At 62.2% G+C, this 21515-nt stretch carries 15 protein-coding genes; 9 read left to right on the top strand and 6 right to left on the bottom strand.

Annotated features, from left to right (window positions below):
- Positions 1-87: 87 nt before the first annotated feature.
- The 4 genes from glnA to LKK40_RS04215 form a co-directional block, all read right to left on the bottom strand.
- Entirely contained in the window at positions 88-1524 is a 1437-nt protein-coding gene (gene glnA / locus LKK40_RS04230; RefSeq protein WP_152581725.1) for a type I glutamate--ammonia ligase, read from the bottom strand.
- Positions 1525-1663: 139 nt separating this feature from the next.
- A complete protein-coding gene (locus LKK40_RS04225; RefSeq protein ID WP_304309434.1) occupies positions 1664-2449 on the bottom strand; it encodes a DUF4191 domain-containing protein in 786 nt (261 codons plus the stop codon).
- Between the two features lie 113 nt (positions 2450-2562).
- Positions 2563-4122, bottom strand: coding sequence for a dihydrolipoyl dehydrogenase family protein (locus LKK40_RS04220; RefSeq protein ID WP_304309433.1), 1560 nt, complete (start codon positions 4120-4122; stop codon positions 2563-2565).
- 85 nt (positions 4123-4207) lie between these two features.
- Positions 4208-4816 (bottom strand): DUF3043 domain-containing protein, encoded by a 609-nt coding sequence (locus tag LKK40_RS04215; RefSeq protein WP_152581728.1) that lies wholly within the window; start codon positions 4814-4816, stop codon positions 4208-4210.
- 336 nt (positions 4817-5152) lie between these two features.
- Between LKK40_RS04215 and LKK40_RS04210 the strand changes: the two genes are divergently transcribed.
- The 3 genes from LKK40_RS04210 to LKK40_RS04200 all read left to right on the top strand — a co-directional run bounded on the left by LKK40_RS04210 (position 5153) and on the right by LKK40_RS04200 (position 10382).
- Positions 5153-6520 (top strand): dipeptidase, encoded by a 1368-nt coding sequence (locus LKK40_RS04210; protein WP_304309431.1) that lies wholly within the window; start codon positions 5153-5155, stop codon positions 6518-6520.
- A gap of 359 nt (positions 6521-6879) precedes the next feature.
- Entirely contained in the window at positions 6880-7506 is a 627-nt protein-coding gene (locus LKK40_RS04205; RefSeq protein ID WP_304309430.1) for an ECF transporter S component, read from the top strand.
- Between the two features lie 257 nt (positions 7507-7763).
- Complete coding sequence (locus LKK40_RS04200; protein ID WP_304309535.1) at positions 7764-10382, top strand: ATP-binding cassette domain-containing protein; 2619 nt, start codon at positions 7764-7766, stop codon at positions 10380-10382.
- 312 nt (positions 10383-10694) lie between these two features.
- On the opposite strand, the gene LKK40_RS04195 is transcribed toward LKK40_RS04200, so the two are convergent.
- Together LKK40_RS04195 and LKK40_RS04190 are read right to left on the bottom strand one after the other, a co-directional pair.
- A complete protein-coding gene (locus LKK40_RS04195; RefSeq protein ID WP_304309429.1) occupies positions 10695-11561 on the bottom strand; it encodes an ABC transporter ATP-binding protein in 867 nt (288 codons plus the stop codon).
- Between the two features lie 69 nt (positions 11562-11630).
- Entirely contained in the window at positions 11631-13241 is a 1611-nt protein-coding gene (locus tag LKK40_RS04190) for an ABC transporter permease (RefSeq protein WP_304309427.1), read from the bottom strand.
- Between the two features lie 245 nt (positions 13242-13486).
- Between LKK40_RS04190 and LKK40_RS04185 the strand changes: the two genes are divergently transcribed.
- The 6 genes from LKK40_RS04185 to argJ all read left to right on the top strand — a co-directional run bounded on the left by LKK40_RS04185 (position 13487) and on the right by argJ (position 21501).
- Positions 13487-14437 (top strand): TrmH family RNA methyltransferase, encoded by a 951-nt coding sequence (locus LKK40_RS04185; RefSeq protein WP_304309425.1) that lies wholly within the window; start codon positions 13487-13489, stop codon positions 14435-14437.
- Between the two features lie 132 nt (positions 14438-14569).
- Positions 14570-15625 (top strand): phenylalanine--tRNA ligase subunit alpha, encoded by a 1056-nt coding sequence (pheS, locus tag LKK40_RS04180; RefSeq protein WP_202613278.1) that lies wholly within the window; start codon positions 14570-14572, stop codon positions 15623-15625.
- Positions 15626-15632: 7 nt separating this feature from the next.
- Positions 15633-18242: a phenylalanine--tRNA ligase subunit beta gene (pheT, locus tag LKK40_RS04175; protein ID WP_304309423.1), complete on the top strand. Its 2610-nt coding sequence runs from the start codon at positions 15633-15635 to the stop codon at positions 18240-18242.
- A gap of 96 nt (positions 18243-18338) precedes the next feature.
- Positions 18339-19064, top strand: coding sequence for a hypothetical protein (locus tag LKK40_RS04170; RefSeq protein ID WP_304309420.1), 726 nt, complete (start codon positions 18339-18341; stop codon positions 19062-19064).
- A 179-nt stretch (positions 19065-19243) separates the two neighbouring features.
- Positions 19244-20338: an N-acetyl-gamma-glutamyl-phosphate reductase gene (gene argC / locus LKK40_RS04165; RefSeq protein WP_304309419.1), complete on the top strand. Its 1095-nt coding sequence runs from the start codon at positions 19244-19246 to the stop codon at positions 20336-20338.
- A complete protein-coding gene (argJ, locus tag LKK40_RS04160; protein ID WP_304309417.1) occupies positions 20335-21501 on the top strand; it encodes a bifunctional glutamate N-acetyltransferase/amino-acid acetyltransferase ArgJ in 1167 nt (388 codons plus the stop codon). The genes argC and argJ overlap by 4 nt, the downstream gene beginning before the upstream one ends.
- Positions 21502-21515: the final 14 nt, after the last annotated feature.

Raw genomic sequence — 21515 nt, 5'->3', positions numbered from 1 at the left:
GGCTTCACCATATATCTGCTACGACTGCCTTTGGCTACCTAGGAAACAGAAAACGCACAATTTTCGAAGATAGCCAAAGGCACCAACTCAGATGTGGAAGTACAACTCGTATTCCAGCGGGGTCGGGGCAAGGCGAGCCTGATCAATTTCGCCGCGCTTGAGGTCGAGCCAGGTCTCGATGAGATCGTCGGTGAACACGTCACCAGCGGTCAGGAAGTCGTGATCCTCTTCGAGGGCATTCAGCGCCTCGTCGAGCGAACCCGGAACCTGCTTGATGCCGGCATGCTCCTCGGGCGGAAGCTCGTAGAGATCCTTGTCGACCGGAGCCGGAGGCTCGATGTGGTTGAGGATGCCGTCCAGGCCGGACATCAGCTGCGCCGAGAAGGCGAGGAAGGGGTTCGACGAGGGGTCAGGCGCGCGGAACTCGATGCGCTTGGCAGCGGGGGAAGTGCCGGCCAGCGGGATACGAATGGCGGCCGAACGGTTCCTTGCGGAGTACACCAGGTTGACCGGCGCCTCGAAGCCGGGAACCAGGCGGTGGTAGGAGTTGAGCGAGGGGTTGGTGAAGGCCAGCACCGACGAAGCGTGCTTGATCAGACCGCCAACGTACCAACGCGCGATGTCGGAAAGACCGCCGTAGCCCTGCTCGTCGTAGAACAGCGGCTTGCCGTCCTTCCACAGGGACTGATGGCAGTGCATGCCGGTGCCGTTGTCGCCGTTGATGGGCTTAGGCATGAAGGTCGCAGCCTTGCCCGCCAGCGCAGCGGTCTCGTGCACGACGTACTTGTACTTCATCAGATCGTCGCCCGCATGCTGCAGCGTGTTGAAGCGGTAGTTGATCTCCTGCTGGCCTGCACCGGCGACCTCATGGTGAGAACGCTCGAGAATCAAGCCGACCTTCTGCAGGTTGGCGACCATGTCGTCGCGCAGATCCTGGTTGTGGTCCTGCGGCGGAACGGGGAAGTAGCCGCCCTTGATGCGGTTCTTGAAGCCGATGTTCGGCGTGCCGTCCTCTTCGTACTCGGAGCCGGAGTTCCACGGGGCTTCGATGGAGTCGACCTCATAGAAGGAACGCTGCATCGTGTTCTCGAAACGCACCTTGTCGAAGATGAAGAACTCAGCTTCGGGGGCGAAGGAGGCGGTGTCGGCGATGCCGGTGGACTTCAGGTAGGCTTCGGCCTTCGCAGCGACCTGACGCGGATCGCGCGAATAGGGCTCGCCGGTGATCGGGTCGACGATGGAGAAGGCCACGTCGAGTGTCTTGTGCTTGCGGAACGGATCGATGAACGCGGTGCTCACATCGGGGATCATGTTCATGTCGGATTCGTTAATCGCCTGGAATCCCTTGATCGATGAACCATCGAAGGGCATGCCGTCGGTGAATGCATCCTTCAGGAATTCGCTGGCCGGCACCGTGAAGTGCTGCTGTACGCCGATCAGATCGGTAAAGCGGATGGAGACATACTCCACGCCTTCCTGATTGATGAGGGCCTCGGCATCGGCCTTAGTTTCAAGTGCAGTCAATGGACCGCTCCTTTCATATGGACTTACAGGTTCCAAGTGTAAAACAGCGGGTTTCCCCGGCTCGCGCGTCAGGTTACGAACATGTTTCGTAATTCGGCAATACGGCTGTTCCGCAAGGAAGAATTTGCTGCGTCAGGTATCAGCGTCCGCGCATGGCGCGCCTGCTGACGTGCTGCGGCCGCGTGGGATCGACGCCCTTGGGGATGCCGAAGCCGGACTTCGTCTGCAGCGTGCGCAGGCGGTCGTTGAGCATCGCGAGCTCTTCCTTGGTCAGGATGAAGCGGCGGCGGGGATGGATTTTCGCGATGAGCGCGTTCGAGTGATTCGTCGGTTCGTAGCTTTTGCATTTGAGCACGGCCTTGCGCAGGTCCTTGAGCTGCACCTGCTTGTCGCCGGTGCCGACGGTGATGCGATAGACCGGGATGGAGGAACCCGCCGTCACGCCCTTGATGTTGTGCTCCTGGCGATCCATCGCGTGCATCACGCGGCCGTAGTCGCCTTCGCCCAGCAGATAGACGCCGCTGTATCCCGTGCCGCGCCAGATGGCGTCCTTGGTCTTGGGATCCATCCACACCGGCTCCTCAGGGAAGCTGTAGCCGGCCTTGTTGATGTTGCTCAGCACGCTGACGGCTGCGCCCGGACGGCCTTCGATTCGTTTGTAGCCGACTTTGTCGGCGCGGTTGGTCAGCAGAATCGTGAACAGCAGCACGCCAAGCATCGCGGCGGTGATCATGAGCAGGATCCAGAGGAACACGGACCAGTGCATGAACACGCCTACCACAGCGAACACCACCAGCGGCAGCAGGAAGGCTCCTGCCAACAGCCAGGGCAGCGGCTTGTCTTCCGGAGCCGTGTACCGATAGATCTGGATGATCTGCTTGACGATGTTCGGCTTCTTGCCCGCCTTCGAGTCCTTCTGAGCCATCTGCTTCCTCACTTGCTGTTGCATGCTGTTGAATTTTGCCGTTATACGTTGAATCTGCCCTTGCAATGGGCATACCGACCCCACAGTTTAGCAGCAGGCTCGCCGAACCTTGCCTAACGCGTGTGCAGCGGTCGGCCGTCCGCCTTGAGCAGTGCCTCGCCGAAGGTCTCGCTGAACGTGGGATGAGGATGGATAAGACGCGCCGCATCGCTCAGCGGCACGCGATTGCCGACCAGCTGCTCGGCTTCGGCGATGAGATCACTGGCGTTGGGTGCGACGATATGCGCGCCGAGCACGACGCGATGGCCCTGCTCTGTTGCGTGTTCACCGCTGATCAGGCTCATGGAGCCCGAGGAGCCGCTCATGAGCATGCGGGCGTTGGACATCATCGGGAATACCGTCTCCTCGACGTTTGCCAGATCGTCGCGGCTGCTGGCCTGATCGAGCGTGCAGCCGACCGATGCGGCCTCGGGGGAGGAGAAGACGACCCTGGCGACCGTATCGTCGTTCACTGGTTTGGGATTCAGCCCGGCGATGCTTTCCGCGATAACGATGCCTTGTTCGAAGGCGCGGTTGGCAAGCGCGTCGCCTTCGGTGATATCGCCGGCGGCCCAGATGCCTGGAACACCGGTGCGCCCGAGCTCATCGGTATGCACGAAGCCGGCGTCCGTCAGCTCGATATGGCTGCCCTCGAGCCAAGCGGCCTGCGTGTTGGGCTCACGGCCGATTGCGGCCAAGGCGACCTCGCCGAATGCGGTGGACTCGCCATCGTGCCCTTCCTGCGTGTAATGCACGGTCGCGCCGAGGTTCACGCCGACATCGACGGATGTGACTGCGCTATGCGTGACGATGTTGATGCCGCGGCGTTTGAGCTCGCGGGTCAGCGTCAGACCGGTGCGGCGGTTCCATGCGGAAAGTACCCGGTCCTTGCGGATCAGCAGCGTGACGGCGCATCCGCCCGCATTCCACAGCGAGGCGAACTCGACCGCAATTGCTCCGGAGCCGATGATCACGGCGCTGGCGGGCACGCGAATAAGCGACAGCGCGTGCGTGGAGTCGATCAGGGCTCCTGAGAAGTCATGCTGCGGCAGCGTCTTGGGCCGTGATCCGGTCGCAAGGACGATGTCTGCTGCCTGCACGTTCACCGACTGTCCTATGTCCTCACCGATGCCGGCTCGTACAAAGCGCCTGACCTGCGTCTCCGGTTCGCTCGGCGTGACTTGGATGATGCGCCCGGGCGCATCGGTTATCGCCGCGTCGCCGCGCAGGACGGTCACGCCGCGATGCGCGAGCAGCCCTGCCAGTCCGGAGGTCATGGTGTCGACCATGCGATTCTTATAGGCGAGCAGGGTGCCGAAGTCGACGCTGTTGATCGTCGCGTCGATGCCGACTTCATGGGCCTGGTGAATGGTGTCCATGGTGCGGGACGCGGTAATCAAGGCCTTTGAGGGTATGCATCCGCGGTTCAGGCAGGTGCCGCCCAGCGTTTCGTCACGCTCGATCAGGATGACGGACTTGCCCAGCTGCGCGGCGCGCAATGCGGTGGCGTAGCCTCCTGGGCCTGCGCCGATGATGGCGATGTCGACCTGCACGGTGGTGTCGATACCGGTGTCGGTGTCGGTGCTGACATCGGTGCTGCTGTCAGTATTGGTGGTGATAGTGTTTTCGGTCATGGAATTCGATCCTGTCCAGGATGCGGATGTCACTGTAATGTCACTGTAATGTCACTGTGGTGTCGCTGCGGTGTCACAGTGATTGTTACTTCGGCCAGTGCCCGCGCTTAGGGTAGCGCGGCTTCGGCAGTCGCCAGCGGCGTAACTGGATGGCGCGGCTCCACGCATACGATGCGGAGCGCGACCCCTTGCCGACGGCGGCTTCGCCGTACTTCTCGACCAGCAGCTTGCGCAGCTTGCGCCACATGAAGGCCACATCGATGACGGCTATGAGCAGATACACGTACATGAGCATCAGGAAGGGATTGGCTAGAGCGGGCCATTTGATGGACATGACCATGGTGACCAGCAGAATGACGAAGGTCGCGGGGATGAAGAACTCGCCGATATTGAAGCGGGCGTCCACATAGTCGCGGATGTACACGCGCCACGGCAGTCGCTCGGCCTTGGGCATATGCGCGACATCGCCGGAGCGCATCGCGTCGTATTCGGCATTTTCCTTGGCGCGCGTGCGCGTCTTGGCTTCCTTGGTCGCGGCCTTGCGATCCTTGGGAACCAATGGGCGTAGATTCTGCTGTTCGGCTTGCTTGCGTTTGGGGGTCGGCCGGCCTTTTCCTGTGCTTTGGAAAGGCTCCTGAACGGTCGTTTGCGCCGTTTCTTCGTCGACGTGTTTGCTGAAGGGGTTCCATGTCATGCTTGCAGATTACGGTGACGCCTAGACGCTTGCGGGGCGTGGAAAACAATGGGAAATCATGCGCCTGACTGTGCCTTGAACTATGCCTTGACTATGCCTTGACTGTGCGTTCTGGGCCTTTCGCAGCGGCGGTCGGCTTGGAGTGCAGACAAGCCATCGTCGCGCGACGACATGGTACCGCGACCTGACTATGACTTGGCTACGACCGTGGAATAATGGCAGTCGTATGCATATATAACGGTAATCAGCGAGCCAGGAATGGTATCGAATACAGTGCGGTGCCGAATAGATTGGTATTGAATAATTGGTACTGAGGCAACGGAGATAAGGAGCATCATGGCGGTTTTGGGTCTTGACGAGGTGCGTGCGCGGGCGGATGAGGACTTCGCGCGCGTCGTGGATGTGCTATCGAAGAAGATTGCGCTCAAGTCGGTGTCTGCGCAGGGCATCACCAGCGAGCATATGCACTGTTCCGCCGAGTTCGTGGCGCAGGAGCTGCGCAAGGTCGGCGTGGAGACCCGAGTGGTGCAATCGAGCAATCCCGATGGCACGCCTGGCGCCTATGAGGTCGTCGGCTCGAAAATCGTGAACGCCGATGCTCCGACTGTATTGCTCTATGCGCACCATGACGTGCAGCCGGTGCCCGACCCATCCGCATGGGATACGGAGCCGTTTGTGGCGACCGAGGCGGACGGGCGGCTCTACGGTCGTGGCTCGTGCGACGATGGCGGCGGCATCGCGATTCATTCCGGCGCGCTAGCCATCCTCGGCAGTGATCTCAACGTCAATATCAAGGTGTTCATCGAGGGCGAGGAGGAGATGGGTTCGCCCAGCTTCATCCCGTTCATCGAGGCGCATCGTGACGAATTCGATTCCGATGTGATTATCGTGGCCGATTCGGGCAACTGGTCGCCCGACATCCCCAGCCTGACGACCAGCCTGCGCGGCAACACGAGCGTGGACGTGACTCTGAGGGTCCTGCGGCATCCGGTGCATTCCGGGCAGTACGGCGGGCCTGTGCTTGATGCGAACACGCTTGGGGCGATGCTCGTGGCTTCGATGTATGACGAGCATGGCGAGCTGGCTATACCGGGTCTGCAATCCGGGGAGCCGATTGGCGGATTGCAGCGCGATCTCGATGAGGCCAGCTTGCGCGAGGACGCATCGGTTGTCTATTCCTATGAGTTTGCAGGCACCGGGTCGCTGGCATCGCGCATCTGGAGCAAGCCGAGCGTGACGGTTATCGGCTGGGACGCACAGCCGGTGGATACATCCTTCAATGTGATTGCCGATGCGACCCGCATCCGGCTTTCCCTGCGCACGGCGCCCGGTCAGCGGCCCGACGAGGCGCAGCACGCTCTGAGCGATTTTCTGCTCGCCCATGCGCCGCTTGGTGCCGAAGTGCGAGTCACGCCGCTGGATAGCGGCATGGGCTGGGCCATGGATCCGAACGCCGAAGCCACCAAGGACGCAATTGAGGCGATGAGGCAGGCCTTCGGCACCGACCCGATCAACAAGGGCGAAGGCGGCTCGATACCCTTCATCCCCGAACTGCAGAGGCTCTTCCCCAAGGCGCAGGTGTTGGTCACTGGCCCGGAGGACCCGAAATCGAATGCGCACAGCCCCAACGAATCGATCAGCCTCTCCATCCTGCGCAACGGCATCGTCGCTGAGGCGCTGCTGCTCGACAAGCTTGGGCAATGACGGGCGCCAGGGTTATAGGACTCAAGCAGCCTAAGAAAGTTGTGGATTGTAATCGACAATTTCATGATTACGACAATGAATGTGGATTGTAATCGACAATATTGATTGGCTTGTAGCCGGCACATGCTGGGTACAAGCAATATGTGACACCCCTAGCGGATGACGCTGGGAGGTTCTATACTGCTGAACTGACACGGGGGCTGTGGCCTGAACGAGTATGTGAAGGCCGTGGCTGAGATGAGGGCGACCTCGACCGATTGAACGTGAGTCCGGACAATGCCGGCGCACGGACGTCTCTCTTTACCCGTGCCTTGCAACCGCACGCCGAAAGCCGGCCGTGCGCGAGAGAAAGGCACATCATGAGTTCAACGCAATCAGCAGCCAAGTCACAGCCGAATCTGCAATGGCGCGTCGTCGATATCGCTGTCGCTTCGGCGATTGGCGTCGCCAGCGCCTTCATCTATTGGGTCGCGGCGCTGCTCTATACGCCGATCGGCGGTCCGCTTGAGGTGCTGCTGCCTGGGCTTTCCGGCCTGATGAACGGGCTGTGGCTGTTCGCAGGCCCACTGGCGGCCGTCATCGTGCGCAAGCCCGGTGCCGCCATCTACGCCGAAGTCGTCGCCGCGGTCCTGGAAGCCCTCGTGGGCAATCAATGGGGCGGCGCGGAGACATTCCTTATCGGCTTGGTGCAGGGCATCGGCGCCGAACTCGTGTTCCTGTTCGTCGCGTATCGCGTGTGGAACGTGCTTACGCTGACATTGTCAGGAATCGTTTCGGCGGTCGGATGCTGGGGATACACCTTCCTGACGCATCTGCAGGGCTTCGATATGACCGGCGCGTACGGGCTGTGGTACCTCGTCGCCACCGTCATCTCCGGCGCGTTCGTCGCCGGAGTGCTGATGTGGTACCTGTATGTCGGCATCGCGAAAACCGGTGCGCTCGACCGCTTCGCCTCAGGGCGCGAGGTGCGTGGCGCACGGGCCTGAAACATGTCTGAAACGCGGGTGTTCTGCTGAAAACCGCTGAATACCCAGCTATCATATTCAATTCGATATTCATACCCGTCAGTTTTGCCGCTTCTGGATTGTGTAAGGAACATACCGTGCCTGAAGAACGACCCGCTCAGCCAGCCCTAGCGCCGGGCGTCGCCTCCCCGTCTCTGTCGGACAGCGCCACGCTGCGCTTCGAGCATTGGGGGTACCAGCACTCCTCGCGCCGGCATTTCGCCGTGCGCGGCCTCGATATGACCATCGAGGCAGGGCAGCGGGTGCTGCTGCTGGGCGCGTCCGGCATCGGCAAATCCACGATTCTCGAAGGCGCGGCCGGGTTGCTCGGCGGTGACGAGGCGGATATGGAGGCCGGCGGCTCCGGGACCGGTGCTGACCCCGAGCCCAGTGCCGACGCTGACGCTGATATACAGGGCGGCGTGCCGACTTGGGTTGACGCCGAAGGCGGCACGAGCGAAGGGCGCGTGCTGGTGGATGGCGTGCCCATCCAGCGCTCGCGCGGGCGCGTCGGACTGGTGTTGCAAGATCCCGACGCTCAGGTGATTTTCGAGCGGCTCGGCGATAACGTCGCCTTCGGGCCCGAGAACATGGATGTCGAACGCGACGAGATCTGGCGGCGCGTAGAGCATAGCCTGGCGGCTGTGGGCTTGGAAGGTCTGCAATTGCATCGTCCTACGCTGCATTTGAGCGGCGGGCAGATGCAGCGGCTGGCGCTGGCCGGGGCCTTGGCGATGCAGCCGGGGGTGCTGCTGTTGGACGAGCCCACGGCCAATCTCGATCCGGATGGGGTGCAGCAGATCGTGGGGGCGGTAGGTGATGTGCTGCACGCGCAAGGGTGCACGATGATGCTTGTGGAGCATCGCGCCGAGCCGTGGATCGATTTGATCGACCGCGTGATTGTGCTCGGGCTGGAAGATGGCACGTCCGGTGGGGAAAATCGCGGGAATGCCACAAGGGAGGCGTCGAACGAACAGACGCACGCCTCGAACGAGGCGCAAGGGAGCGCCCATCCGGTCTTTCGCAGAACCGTGATCGTGGCCGACGGCTCGCCGGATGACGTGTTCGGCGATCCCTCCATTGATTTCGCAAGCCTCGGCATCTGGGTGCCTCAGCGTTACCGCCGCTCGCAGGATGCGATCACGCGGATGCACAGCGACGATGAACCCTCGTATGCTCCCGAAACCGGCAGCGGCGAAGCGCTACTGTCCACGCAAGACCTTGCGATTGGGCGCGGGGGCAGAGCTATTGCAAGCGATATCAAGCTGGATTTCCACCCCGGGCAGATCACCGCGCTCGTTGGCGCGAACGGGGCTGGCAAGTCCACGTTGTCATTGACTTTGGCAGGTCTGCTCGACCCTGTCGACGGCCGCGTGGTCGCCTCGCGTGCTTTGCAGGGCGCTGCAGCCCATGATTCGCCGCAGGACTGGCGTTCGACCGAGCTTGCCTCCCGCATCTCCTATGTGTTCCAGAATCCCGAGCACCAGTTCGCGCGGGGGAGCGTATTCGACGAGGTCATGCTCGGCCCGCTGCGCACCGGCGCGGATGAGGAGACCGCGAAGAAAATTGCTTTGGAGCTGTTGGAACGCTTTGCACTGCGCCAGTATGCCGCAGTGAACCCCTACACGCTTTCGGGCGGCGAGAAGCGCCGTCTCACCGTCGCCGCCTCGCTCGCGGCCGCGCCCCGCGTGCTGATACTCGACGAGCCGACTTTCGGGCAGGACCGGCGCACCTGGATGCAGATCGTCAGACTGATTCATGGGCTGCGCGGCGACGGGGTCAGCATCATCGTCGTGACGCACGACCGCGAGCTGGTCACCGCCCTCGGAGCGCGCATCGTGGAGCTGACGCCGCAGGGCGCGTCCGGCGAATGGCACCATGGGCCGAGCGCAGAGATAGCTGAACGTCGTACGTTGTCTGCTTCGCAGAATGACGGGCAACACAGCATTACGCAACACGGTGCCGTACAGCAAGACACAGTGCGACACAGCGTTACGAAACAACACAGTGCCGCGCAAGTTGACGCGAAACAGGCCAATGCCGCTCACATCACCGTCAGCCCCGTGAATACGCGCGACGAAGAGCCGCGGGCTGCAAGCCATTCGCCGTTGCTGGCCTCGCTGAACCCCTCCTTCCGTCTCTTTGGCGGCTTCCTGGCCTCGCTGCCGATGATGATTTCGCTTGACTGGGTGTCGGCCACGACCGCGCTGTGCCTCGAGTTGGTGGCGCTGATGGTCATCGGCTTCACGCCGTGGAGGGTCGTGCGCTCGACATGGCCGATTTTCATCGGCGCGCCGGGTTCGGCTATGGCGGTGCTGCTGTACGGCAAAAGCGGCGGCGAGGTGTGGTGGCAGTGGGGCATGATCAACATCACCGACCGTTCCGCTGAGCTGGCAATCGCCACCGGCATCCGTATTCTCGCCGTCGGCATCCCCGCAATCATTGCGGTGCTGGGCATCGATGCGACCGATCTGGCCGACTCCTTCAGCCAGAATCTGCATCTGCCCGACCGCTTCGTCTACGGCGGCTTGGCCGGCATGCGCCTCTTCTCGGTGCTGCGCGACGACTGGGCCGCACTCAGCGCCTCGCGCCGCTCACGAGGTCTCGGGGACGAAAACAGACTCAAGGCCTTCTTTCCGCAGGCCTTCGCATTGCTGGTGCTCTCAATCCGCCGTTCCACGATGCTCGCCACTGCGATGCAGGCCCGTGGCTTCGGCGGGACTGAGCCGCGCAGCCACGCCCGCACTGCACCGGTGCATGGCCGCGACTACGTGTTTCTCATCGCCTGCTTCGCTGTGCCGGTTATCGCGCTGAGCGTCGCGGGCGTCGCCGGCACCTTCGCGTTCTTCGGCGGCTGAGCCGTTAAGCGGAGAGCCCAGTGGGCTCTCCGTAGGCGAAGTGAGGCCCCGCCAAGGGGTCGAACGACAATGCCTCAAGTCGCTGTCGCGGGACTCTGTCTCGTTTATGACTCTGGCCGGAGCGAATTGTCGTAAACAAGACAGAGTGACCGCTGTTGATGTCCGACCTGCCAGTCCACTGCCCCTTTTGTGACTGTTTTCGCTGATAAGCGTCACGAATGGGGCATAACGCGATGGGTATTGCCCCTTTTGTGACGCTACAGGGTGGGTTTGCGTCACGAATGGGGCATTATGCCTCTGGTTATGCCCCATTCATGACGCTTTCCGCTGACCGGTACGGGGAACGGCTGATACGGCGTCGTGGCGGCGCTGTGTTGGCTGGCGCTGCACTGATTTGCGCTGTGCTGTTCCGCGCTGGGACGCGCGCCGCAACGGTGCCAGCGCGAACACTTCATCGCAGTCCGAAGCCACATCAGGGCTGTGCGTGACGATGATGACGCAGCGGCCCTGATCGTGTGCCAGCGAGCGGAAGATGTCCATGATGTCCGCCTGCGTGGCCAGATCGAGGTTGCCGGTGGGCTCGTCGGCGACGAGAATCTGGGGGTCATAACTGAACGCCCGTGCGATGGCCACGCGCTGCTGCTCGCCGCCGGACAGATGCAGCACCCGCTCATTGGCATACTCCTCGGGCAGATGCACCTGGGCCAGAAGTTCCAGCGCGCGCTGACGTTTCGGTGCGTCGAAGCGCTTGCCCGAGGCGTCCATCGACAGCATGATGTTCTCAGCGGCACTCAGCGCAGGCAGCAGATTGAAGCTCTGGAAGATGACGCCGATATCGTGGCTGCGGAACCGGTAGCGGTCGAGCTTCGCCAAGTCCTGCCCTTGGTAGAGCACCTGGCCCTGCGTGGGGTTGGCGAGTCCTGAGATAAGCGACAGCATCGTGGTCTTGCCAGCGCCCGACGGCCCGGTGATCGCGTAAGCCTTGCCTGCGGCAAAACGGTGACTGATATGGTCGAGCACATGCTTGCCGCCCTTGGTGTAGGCATAGCTCACGTCCTTCAATTCGAGAACAGGTTCGCTGTGCGCCTTGGAATTGCCGGGGGTTTCGATGTCTCCCTGCTTGGATGTGTTGTCAGTATTGTCGTTGGTATGCGTGCTGTTGATGTCGTTCGTGGTCATGATGCTCCTTCACATAAAACATAAAAACGGGTATGAAATGCGGTGATTGCCGGTCGGGGCGCGTTGCGGCTACGACCGGTCGGCCAGTATCTGCAGTGGCTCGTAGCGCATGATGACCACGACTGCGGCCAGCGAGGACACTACGGTCAGCGCCAGTCCGATCAGCACGAGTTCACCGACGACGGATATGCTGACTGTGGAATTGATCGAGGAGATATAGCTGGTGGTTTTGCCAAGCGCCGAGGCGCGCCCTGCCGCAAAGCCTCCGCCCATCGCCGGTGCCGGCGCGCTCTGGCTTTGGCTGCCGGACTGCATGCCGCCGCCTTGCATGCCGCGCCCGAACTGCGCCGCCTGACTGGCCTGCTGACTCTGCTGCGCGGCCACCTGACCGGCCAGCAGATGATTGGAAACCGGCACCGATGCGATCGAACCTGCCGCAGCGCCAATCGCGAGACCGATCATGGTGACGATGAGCAGCTCGAAGACGAATTGTGCCGCCACTTTGGCCTTGCGTATGCCGATGGCGGTGAGCACGCCCACCTCGTATTTGCGCTCGCGGATGTTGAACACATTGAGCGCGATCAGCACTGCGCCGCCGACGCCGAGCACGATAAGCAGCAGGGTCAGGGCGAATTTCGCGAGGTTGTCGAGCGGCACCAGACTGGCTTCGTATTGCGTGATGTCAGGGGACGACACCGTGTAGTCGCTGGACAGCCCCGCCGCCTTGACATCCTTGGCGAAGGTCTCGTACGCTGCCTTGCTATCCACGACATAGGTGAAGTCCAGTTGTGAGCCGCCGTTGGTGCTGCTGCCGCTCAGCCCTAGGGAGTCGAGCGTCGAGAACGACGTGTAGATGGCGTTGTCGGGGTCGGAGGCGTTGCCCATGCCTCCCGGAGCGCTGCTTGTGGAGCCGGTGTTCGCGTAGATGCCCACGATGGTCAGTTTGTAGGTTTTGGTGGAATCCGTCGTATTCGCAGCCGTTACAGTATCGCCGACCTTGAGGTTGTTGAATTGCGCAAGCGCCTTCGAAATGATGATCTGGCCGTTGGAGGTCTTGTCGTAGCCGAAGACCTTGCCCGAACTCATCGTGAACTTGCCGTTTGCCGCATTGGCTACAGCGGCGTCGGAGGAGAATCCGGTGAGCTTGAAGTCACCGGAATCCATGCCTCTGCCGCCCATCGGCCCGCTTGCGCCATACCCTTGCGAACTCTGGGACGAGCCCGAGGAGCCTTGCGAGCCGGACTGGCCTGAGGTAGTGGAATCCGACGTAGAGCCAGAAGTGGAACTCGAGCTGGTGGAGACCGGCTGGAATCCGGTGGTGGCGGACAATCCTGCCGACTGCGAGTAATACGTGGACTTCACCGCTGTTGAGGTTTTCGCATATTTCTGATAGTCCGTCAGACTCAGCTCCTTGCCTGCCAGACTTTGACGAAGTGCCTGGAAATCAGGCTGCGTGCCATTGGCGCTTTGCTTCTGGGCGGCGGCCATAAGCGTGCTGCGGTCCAGCGAGATCTGCGCCGTCACCGTCGTATTCGCCAGTCCCGTCGCCCGTGCGCTCTGCGCAGCCTGCCGGATCGAGAGTCCGATGGCGGCAGCGGCGGCGATAATTGCGACAATGACCATGACGAGCAGGTTGCGCCCTTTGTTGCGGATCACGTTTTTCCATGCGTTGGCAATCATGAACATATGTACCCTTTGGTTGTGGTGGGATGCGGCTGCAGCAGCTGCGGCAACCGTCATGATTCATACAAGACCGGTTTGTTGGCAAAACGCTTCGCTTTGTCTGGAACGTCGCGGCGGCAGCTCTGTGAAGAGGCTGTGAAGCTCTGTGAGAACGCTGTGAGTATGCAGGACGGCTTGATACCCGGAACCCGTGGCGGCTCTGTGCCGATAGGCTGTAGCGCTCGTCGCGTAAACTGGGCAGCATGCCGATGAATCCCGAACTGCTCGCCAACCCCAAGGCCGAGCGCGTCCGTCATGTCGCCGAGCTGGCGAACGCCAAGGCGCGCAGACGCACCGGACGCTTCCTTGTGGAGGGGCCGCAGTCCGTGCGCGAAGCCGTCGCCTGCTGCCCTGATGCCGTGCGTGACCTATATGTTCAGACCGGTGATGCTGCCAATGCCGCTGAATCGCCCAACGGTGCGCATACGGCCGTGCTGATACGCTCGCGCATCGTGGAAACGGCCTTGGATGCGGGGGTCTACGTTCATCAGGCGACGCCGGAAGTGCTCTCACGCATCAGCTCGAACGCGCAAGGCATAGCGGCTGTGGTTGATGTCGAGGAGTTGTCTGCGAATGGCGATGCTGTCTCTTGGCCGGACGACGTCGATGATACCGATGATGTCGCTGATACCGATGGCACCGATAGCGCTGACAATACGAATGCCACTATGATCGCCGCCTTCTGGCAGGTGCGCGATCCGGGCAACGCCGGAACGGTGATTCGTTCCGCCGACGCCGCCGGATGTGCTGCGGTGGTGTTCGTGGACGATTGCGTAGATGTCTTCAATCCCAAAGTCGTGCGCTCCACCGCTGGGTCCCTGTTCCATGTGCCAGTGCTGAGTATGGGCACCGAGGAGTTCTTCGCGTGGACGCTGCGCCACGACTGCCCGGTGATCGCCGCGGACGTCTATGGCACGGCTGAGAGCAGGCCGCAAAGCCTTCTCGATTTTCTGTGCGGCGGCTCGCGCGATGCCGCAGCCAAAGCGGTGCTCTTCGGCAATGAGGCGCGCGGGCTTCCTGAGGAGATACTGGCTCAGGCGCAGCATATCGTTTCGATACCAATCTATGGAAAGGCGGAGTCGTTGAACTTGGCGACCAGCGCTGCGGTGATGCTCTTCAGCATGGCTATGTCGAGTCATATTGGGACAATGTGAAGTCGGAAAAACGCTTCTTACATGCGCTTTGCTGCGTTTTTTGGCGCGTGTCGCGTGACTGCGTTTGGAGAGAACAGCGTGTGCAGGAAACTGCGTTCGTTGGAAACAGAAAGGGTACTCGTGGCAGAGAGTATGGCATTCGACGCCCAGGCGGTGAGCGATGCGGTCGCCGAAGGCATCGAGAAAATCGATAAAGCCTCTTCGTTGGACGAATTGAAGACGATCAAGACGCAGTTCGTCGGATCGGGGTCGGTGATGACCCAGGCGAGCAAGGCCATCGGCTCGCTGCCTGCGGACCAGAAGAAGGACGCCGGCAAGCTCATGGGCAAGCTGCGCGCCGATTTCGGACGCGCCTTCGGAACGAAGCAGGAGCAGGTGCGCGCCGAAGAAGAGGCTCGCGAGCTGGCTGCGCAGACCGTGGATATGACGCTGCCGCTCAGCCGCAAGCCATTGGGAGCCCGCCACCCCATCGCCAAGGTCATGGAGGACATCGAGGACCTGTTCGTCTCGATGGGCTGGCAGGTTTCGCAAGGCCCCGAAGTGGAAAGCGAATGGTACAACTTCGACGCGCTGAACTTCGGCCCTGACCATCCGGCGCGCCAGATGCAGGACACCTTCTACGTCAAAGGCAACCAGAGCAAGGACGCCGCCGGCTTCGTAGGCTCCAACATGGTAATGCGCACGCAGACCTCGTCCGACCAGGTGCGGGCGCTGATCTCGCGCGGCGTGCCGCTCTACATCGTCTCCCCGGGAAGGGTGTTCCGCACTGACGAGCTTGATGCGACGCACACCCCCGTATTCCACCAGTGCGAGGCGCTGGCGGTCGACAAGCATCTGACGATGGCTGATCTCAAGGGCGTACTCGACAAGTTCGCCGTCGCGATGTTCGGCCCGGAGGCCAAAAGCCGGCTGCGCCCGAGCTATTTCCCCTTTACCGAGCCGAGCGCCGAACTCGATCTGTGGTTCCCCGACAAGAAGGGCGGACCGGGCTGGATTGAATGGGGCGGCTGCGGCATGGTGAACCCGAATGTGCTGCGCTCCGCAGGCATCGATCCGGACATATACACCGGCTTCGCCTTCGGCATGGGCGTCGAGCGCACGCTGCTGCTGCGCCACGACATCAACGATATGCACGACCTGGTCGAAGGCGACGTGCGATTCAGCGAACAGTTTGTGATGGGGGAGTGAACGACTCATGCCAATGGTAGATATTGACTGGCTCAAGGACCATGTCGAGGTTCCGGACGATCTGACCTACGAACAGCTCGCCAAGGATCTGGTGCATGTCGGGCTTGAGGAGGAGGAGATTCACGCCTCGCAGGTGACCGGACCCATCGTCGTCGGCTATGTCGTCGACGCGACCCCCGAACCGCAGCATAACGGCAAAATCATCAACTGGTGCCATGTGGATGTCGGCGAAGCATACAACGCGACCGACGAGCAGGGCAACAAGGTGCCGCGCGGCATCGTGTGCGGCGCGCCAAATATGGCTGCCGGCGAGAAGGTCGTCGTCACGCTGCCCGGAGCAGTGCTGCCGGGCGACTTCCGCATCGAGCCGCGCAAGACCTACGGCCATGTCTCCGACGGCATGTGCGCCTCGGAGCGTGAGCTGGGCCTGGGAGACGACCACAACGGCATCATCCTGCTGCGCCACTACGGCTTCAGCCCCAAGGAATACGAGGCCCTGAAGCCCGGCGACGACGCGATGCACCTGCTGCATCTCGACCAGCCGCTGCTGGAAATCAACATCACGCCGGACCGTGGCTATGCGTTCTCGTATCGCGGCGTGGCACGCGAATACCATCACTCCACAGGAGCTGCCTACACCGATCCGGTCAAGGAGCTCGCCGCCAAGGCGCCGGTCACCGCAGGGCTTGATCCCCGCTCCGTCACCGACATCGAAGTGAGCATCGAGGATGACAACCCCATCCACGGCGTCGCCGGCTGCGACCGCTACCATGCGCGCGTCATCAAGGGCTTCGACCCCGAGGCGCATACGCCCAATTGGATGCGGCGACGCCTGATTCGCGCCGGCATGCGCTCGATCTCACTGGCCGTGGACGTCACGAACTATGTGATGCTCGATCTCGGCCAGCCGATGCACGCCTACGATCTCGACAAGATCGAGGCGCCGATCGTGGTGCGCCGTGCGCGCCAGGGCGAGCATCTGGTCACGCTGGACGGCAACGACCATGCGCTCAATCCGGAGGATCTGCTCATCACCGATTCGCCCGACGGCAAGCGCGGGTCACGCGTCCTCGGCTTGGCAGGCGTGATGGGCGGGCTGTATGGCGAAGTGACCGCTGAAACGAAGAACGTGCTGCTGGAAGCCGCGCACTTCGATCAGGTGTCCATCGCCAGAAGCGCACGCCGACACAAGATTCCTTCCGAGGCTTCTCGTCGCTTCGAACGCGGCGTGGACTGCAAGCTGCAGCCGGCGGCTTCGCAGCTGGCTTCCGAGCTGCTCGAACGCTACGGCAACGGCGAAGCCTCGCAGCACCCCACCGATGTGAATCGCACCGGACGCCCCAAGGCAATCGCCTTCAAGGCCAGTGAAGTGGCCCGCGTGGCCGGGTTGGACACCGAGACGAACACCATCAGCGACATTCTCACCGACATCGGCTGCAGCATGGCCGGCGGCGGCAACGGCGTGTTCTCGGTCACCCCTCCCACGTGGCGGCCGGATATCACCGAACCCTGCGATCTGGTCGAAGAGGTGGCTCGCCTCGTCGGCTATGACGAGATTCCGTCCATCGTCCCGCCAGCGCCGGTTGAAGGCGCAGTCGGCTTGGACGCCGACCAGCGGCATTCGAGGCAGGTCGCCGATGAGTTGGCCGAATACGGCTTAGTGGAGACGCTGAGCTACCCCTTCGTGGGCGATGAGGATTTCAGGAACTTCTCGTACGACCCCAGCGAAATCGCTAAGGTCAGCGTCGAGATCGCCAACCCGCTCGCTGCGGATCGGCCGTATCTGCGCCGTTCGCTGCTGCTGACGCTAGCGCAGACCGTGCAGCGCAACCTGCGCCGCGGTATCGAGAACATTGCGCTCTACGAGATCGGGCATGTCTACCTTTGGGACCCCAACGCCCCGGCCATACCGGCTTTCGAAGGCGGCAAGCTCCCCACCGACGACCAGCTCGCCGCGCTGGATGCCGGATTGCCCGATCAGCCGAAGCATGTCGCCGGGCTGCTGACCGGCATGGCCGAGCAGTCGGATTGGATGAACGCCGGCCGCGCCGTGGATTGGAGCGACGCAGTCGAAGCCGTGCAGCGCATCGCGAGCCGTCTCGGGGCGACTATCGTCCTTGAGCAGCTGGCGGCGCAGGACGCTCCGGACCAGTGGCATCCCGGCCGCGTGGCCACGGTTGCGTCCGCAGGCAAGGCCGTTGGCCTGGTGGGCGAGCTGCATCCGCATGTCGATGAGCAGCTGGGACTACCTGAGCACAGCGCCGCCTTCGAGCTGGATCTGGATGCGCTGTTCGCAACGCTGGATGCCAAGCCGGTGCAGGCCAGGCCGATTTCCGCCTTCCCGCCCGTGCGCCAGGATCTGGCCTTCACCGTGCCGGCGGCTTTGCCTGCCGCGCGTCTGCAGAACGCCATCGAGCAAGCTGTGGGCGACAAGCTGGAAGGCATCACGCTATTCGATGTGTTCACCGGCGATCAGCTCGGCGAAGGCATGAAGTCGTTGGCATTCGCGGTCATCTTCCGCGCGGCGGACAGGACTTTGGACTCCTCCGACAGCGAAGCGCTGCGCAAGGCTATCATCGAGAGCACCACCCCGTTGGGAGCGCAGCTGCGCGCCTGACGTGCAGGAGCCTAGCGCTGGGACTGCTGGGACTTCTATTGGTAGAAGTTTTATCGGTAAAAATCCCAGCGCACACGGAAAAGGAGCCACGCGCATATGAGCGAATCGGATCAGGAGCACTCGCAGAACGGCCGCGCTGCTGGGCAGAGCGAACACCAGCAGCCTGAGTACGGGCAGATCGCGCAACCGGAATACGGGGCGCTCCTGAGCCAGTTCCCGCCCAACTACGATCCGTATGCGTATGGTCGCCCTGAGGAGCCGAAGCCCGAGCAGACGGCTCAGGGCGCTCAGGCTCAACCCCCGCAGGCCGCAGGCTGGGCGGGAATGCCTGCGCCATATGGGAACGGCCAACAGCCCGGCAATGCTGCGGGTGGCCCTGCGACGCAGGGCGGCGCGGCTGGAAACGGGCATGGCGCGTACCCGTACAACACCAATGGCGGCAACGGCGGCAATCCTCAGGGCTTTGGAGGCAATGGCTTCGGTCCGAACGGCAGCAATCCCCATGGCATCGATCCGAACGACCCACAGCACAATCCTTTGTATGGTCGCTGGGATCCCTATGCCATCGTGGCGTTTGTGCTGGCGTTCTTCCTGCCCTTGCTGCCGGCGCTGCTGGGCGCGGCGGCGATGTGGCGCACCAGGACCTTCCATATGAAAGGCTTCGGGCTGGGGCTGGCTGCCGTGATCATCAACGTGCTCAGCGTACTGTTCTCGCTGTGGATGATGAGCCAGGGCATCACCGCCGATGAAATCCTGCAATGGTCGCAGGGGCAGATGGACAATGTTCCCGGCCAGCAGGCGATGGCGCTGCTGCCCATCTGAGGCGATGCCGGATGCACTGCATCATGATCGTCTTATATGGCCGCCAGGTGCCACCAATGAAGGCCACGACTCCCGATTGGAGCGTCCGCAACACGACACGAACTGCATAATTATGCAATATACCGCATAACATGTATACTGACCGTTGTCGTTGCAAAGACGTTCGGAAGGTGGCAGACATGTCCAGGTATTCGGTGGCTGTAGCAGGCGCTACGGGCTATGCCGGCGGGGAGGCGGTGCGCATACTCGCGCAGCACCCTGATTTCGAGGTGGCCTGCGTAACGGGCCATGCTTCGGCCGGTGAGCGCTTCGGCCGTCTTATGCCGCATATTCCGCAGCTTGCCGATCTCGTGATCGAAGAGACCACGCCCGAAGTGCTCAACCGTTATGATGTGGTCGTGCTTGCGCTGCCGCATGGTGCCTCCGGCCCTTTGGCGGATGGCCTCGACCCCTCGATTCATGTCGTCGACCTTGGCGCTGACCATCGCCTTGAGGAGCGAACGGCGTGGGACAGTTTCTATGGCGGTGACTTCCACGAGCATTGGACGTATGGCATGCCCGAGCTGGTCACGGGAACGCATGATGACAGTTCGTATCGTCGCCAGCGCGAGATACTTGCCGGGGCCACCCATATCGCGGGTCCTGGCTGCAACGTGACGGCAGTTACCTTGGCATTGCAGCCGGCCGTTGCGCAAGGCCTGATTGATCCGAAAGGCGTTGTGGCAGACCTGGCCGTGGGCTATTCGGGCGCAGGCAAAAGCTTGAAGCGCACGGACCTGCTCGCATCCGAGGCTTTCGGTTCCGCGCATGCCTATGGCGTCGGCGGAAGCCATCGGCATATTCCTGAGATCCTGCAGAACTTCGCTCATGCGGCGGGTCTTGAGGCGAGGGATGCCGAACGCTTCGCCATCGGGTTCACCCCGATACTCGTGCCGATGGCCCGGGGCATCCTCGCCTGCGTTTCCGCGCCCTTGAGCCCAAAGGCGCAAGGCATGGATGATGGCGCGATCCACAACGTATGGAGTGAGCTGTATCGCGACCAGCAGTTCATCACCGTGCTGCCGGATGGAGAGCTGCCTGCCACACAGAACGTCCTGGGCTCGAATGCCGCGCAGATTCAGGTTGCCGTGGACCATAACGCCAATCGGCTTCTGGCCATCGCGGCGATTGACAATCTCAATCGCGGCACCGCCGGGCAGGCGGTGCAATCCCTCAACATCGCCCTTGGACTGCCTGAGGACAAAGGACTCAACAAGATAGGAGTGGCGCCATGAGCGTGACGTATGCACAAGGATTCAAGGCGGCGGGCGTGGACGCGGGCATATCCGCGAAGCCGGGCAAGAAGGATTTGGCTTTTGTGGTCAACGAGGGGCCGCTCGATGCCGTAGCAGGCGTGTTCACTTCGAACCGTTTCTGTGCAGCACCGGTGCGCTGGTCCAGAGCTGCGGTAGCCGATGGCCATGCCAAGGCCGTAGTGCTCAATTCGGGCGGCGCGAACGCCTGCACCGGCAAGGCCGGCTATGAGCAGTCGCATGCCACCGCGCAGACGGCTGCTGAGTTGCTCGGCGTCGAAGCGGAGAGCGTCGCGGTGTGCTCCACCGGGCTGATCGGCGAGCTGCTGCCGTTGGAGCATGTCATCGCTGGCGTTCATGCCGCCTATGACGCGCTGGCAGCGGGTGAGCAGGCTGGCAGCGATGCCTCGCACGCGATCATGACGACTGACACGAAGCCGAAGACCTTCACTGCGCAAGGCACGGGCTATCGGCTCGGCGGCATGGTCAAAGGCTCAGGTATGATCGCGCCGCAGTTGGCGACGATGCTGTGCGTCATCACCACGGATGCCTTCGTCTCCGCAGGCCAGCTGCAGGCGGCGCTGGGCGTCGCTGCCGAGTATTCCTTCAATCGCATCAATGCCGACGGATGCATGTCGACCAACGACACCGTGCTGCTCATGGCTTCGGGGGCTTCGGGCGTGGAACCGGACCCGGACGAGTTCAATGATCTGGTGGCGCAGGCCTGTGCAAGCTTGGCCCGGCAGATTGTAGGCGACGCCGAAGGCGCGAGCCATGACGTGAAGATCACGGTGGTCGGCTCGCACAGCGAGGATGAGGCGCTGGTGTGCGCCCGTGCGGTCGCCGCGTCGAATCTGCTCAAATGCGCGATCTACGGCAATGATCCCAACTGGGGCCGAGTAGTCAGCTCCTTGGGCGCGATACCCGAGCAGGATGCGGTTTTCAACGCCGACGAGGTTGACGTATCGATCAACGGCGTGCAGGTATGCGACGGCGGCAAGCCGGGACGCGACCGCTCTGAAGTCGACATGACGCCGCGCGAGATTCTCATCGACATCGACCTGCATGCCGGCGAGCATCAGGCCACGGTGTGGAGCGACGATCTGACTCATGAGTACGTGAACATCAACGCCGCGTATGAGTAAGCCAACTGGGAACA

This window comes from Bifidobacterium tibiigranuli, from assembly GCF_022655035.1.
Taxonomy (GTDB): Bacteria; Actinomycetota; Actinomycetes; order Actinomycetales; family Bifidobacteriaceae; genus Bifidobacterium; species Bifidobacterium tibiigranuli_A.
Note: the sequence above shows the minus strand (reverse complement) of the source record. Positions and strands in the feature narration are given on the sequence as shown.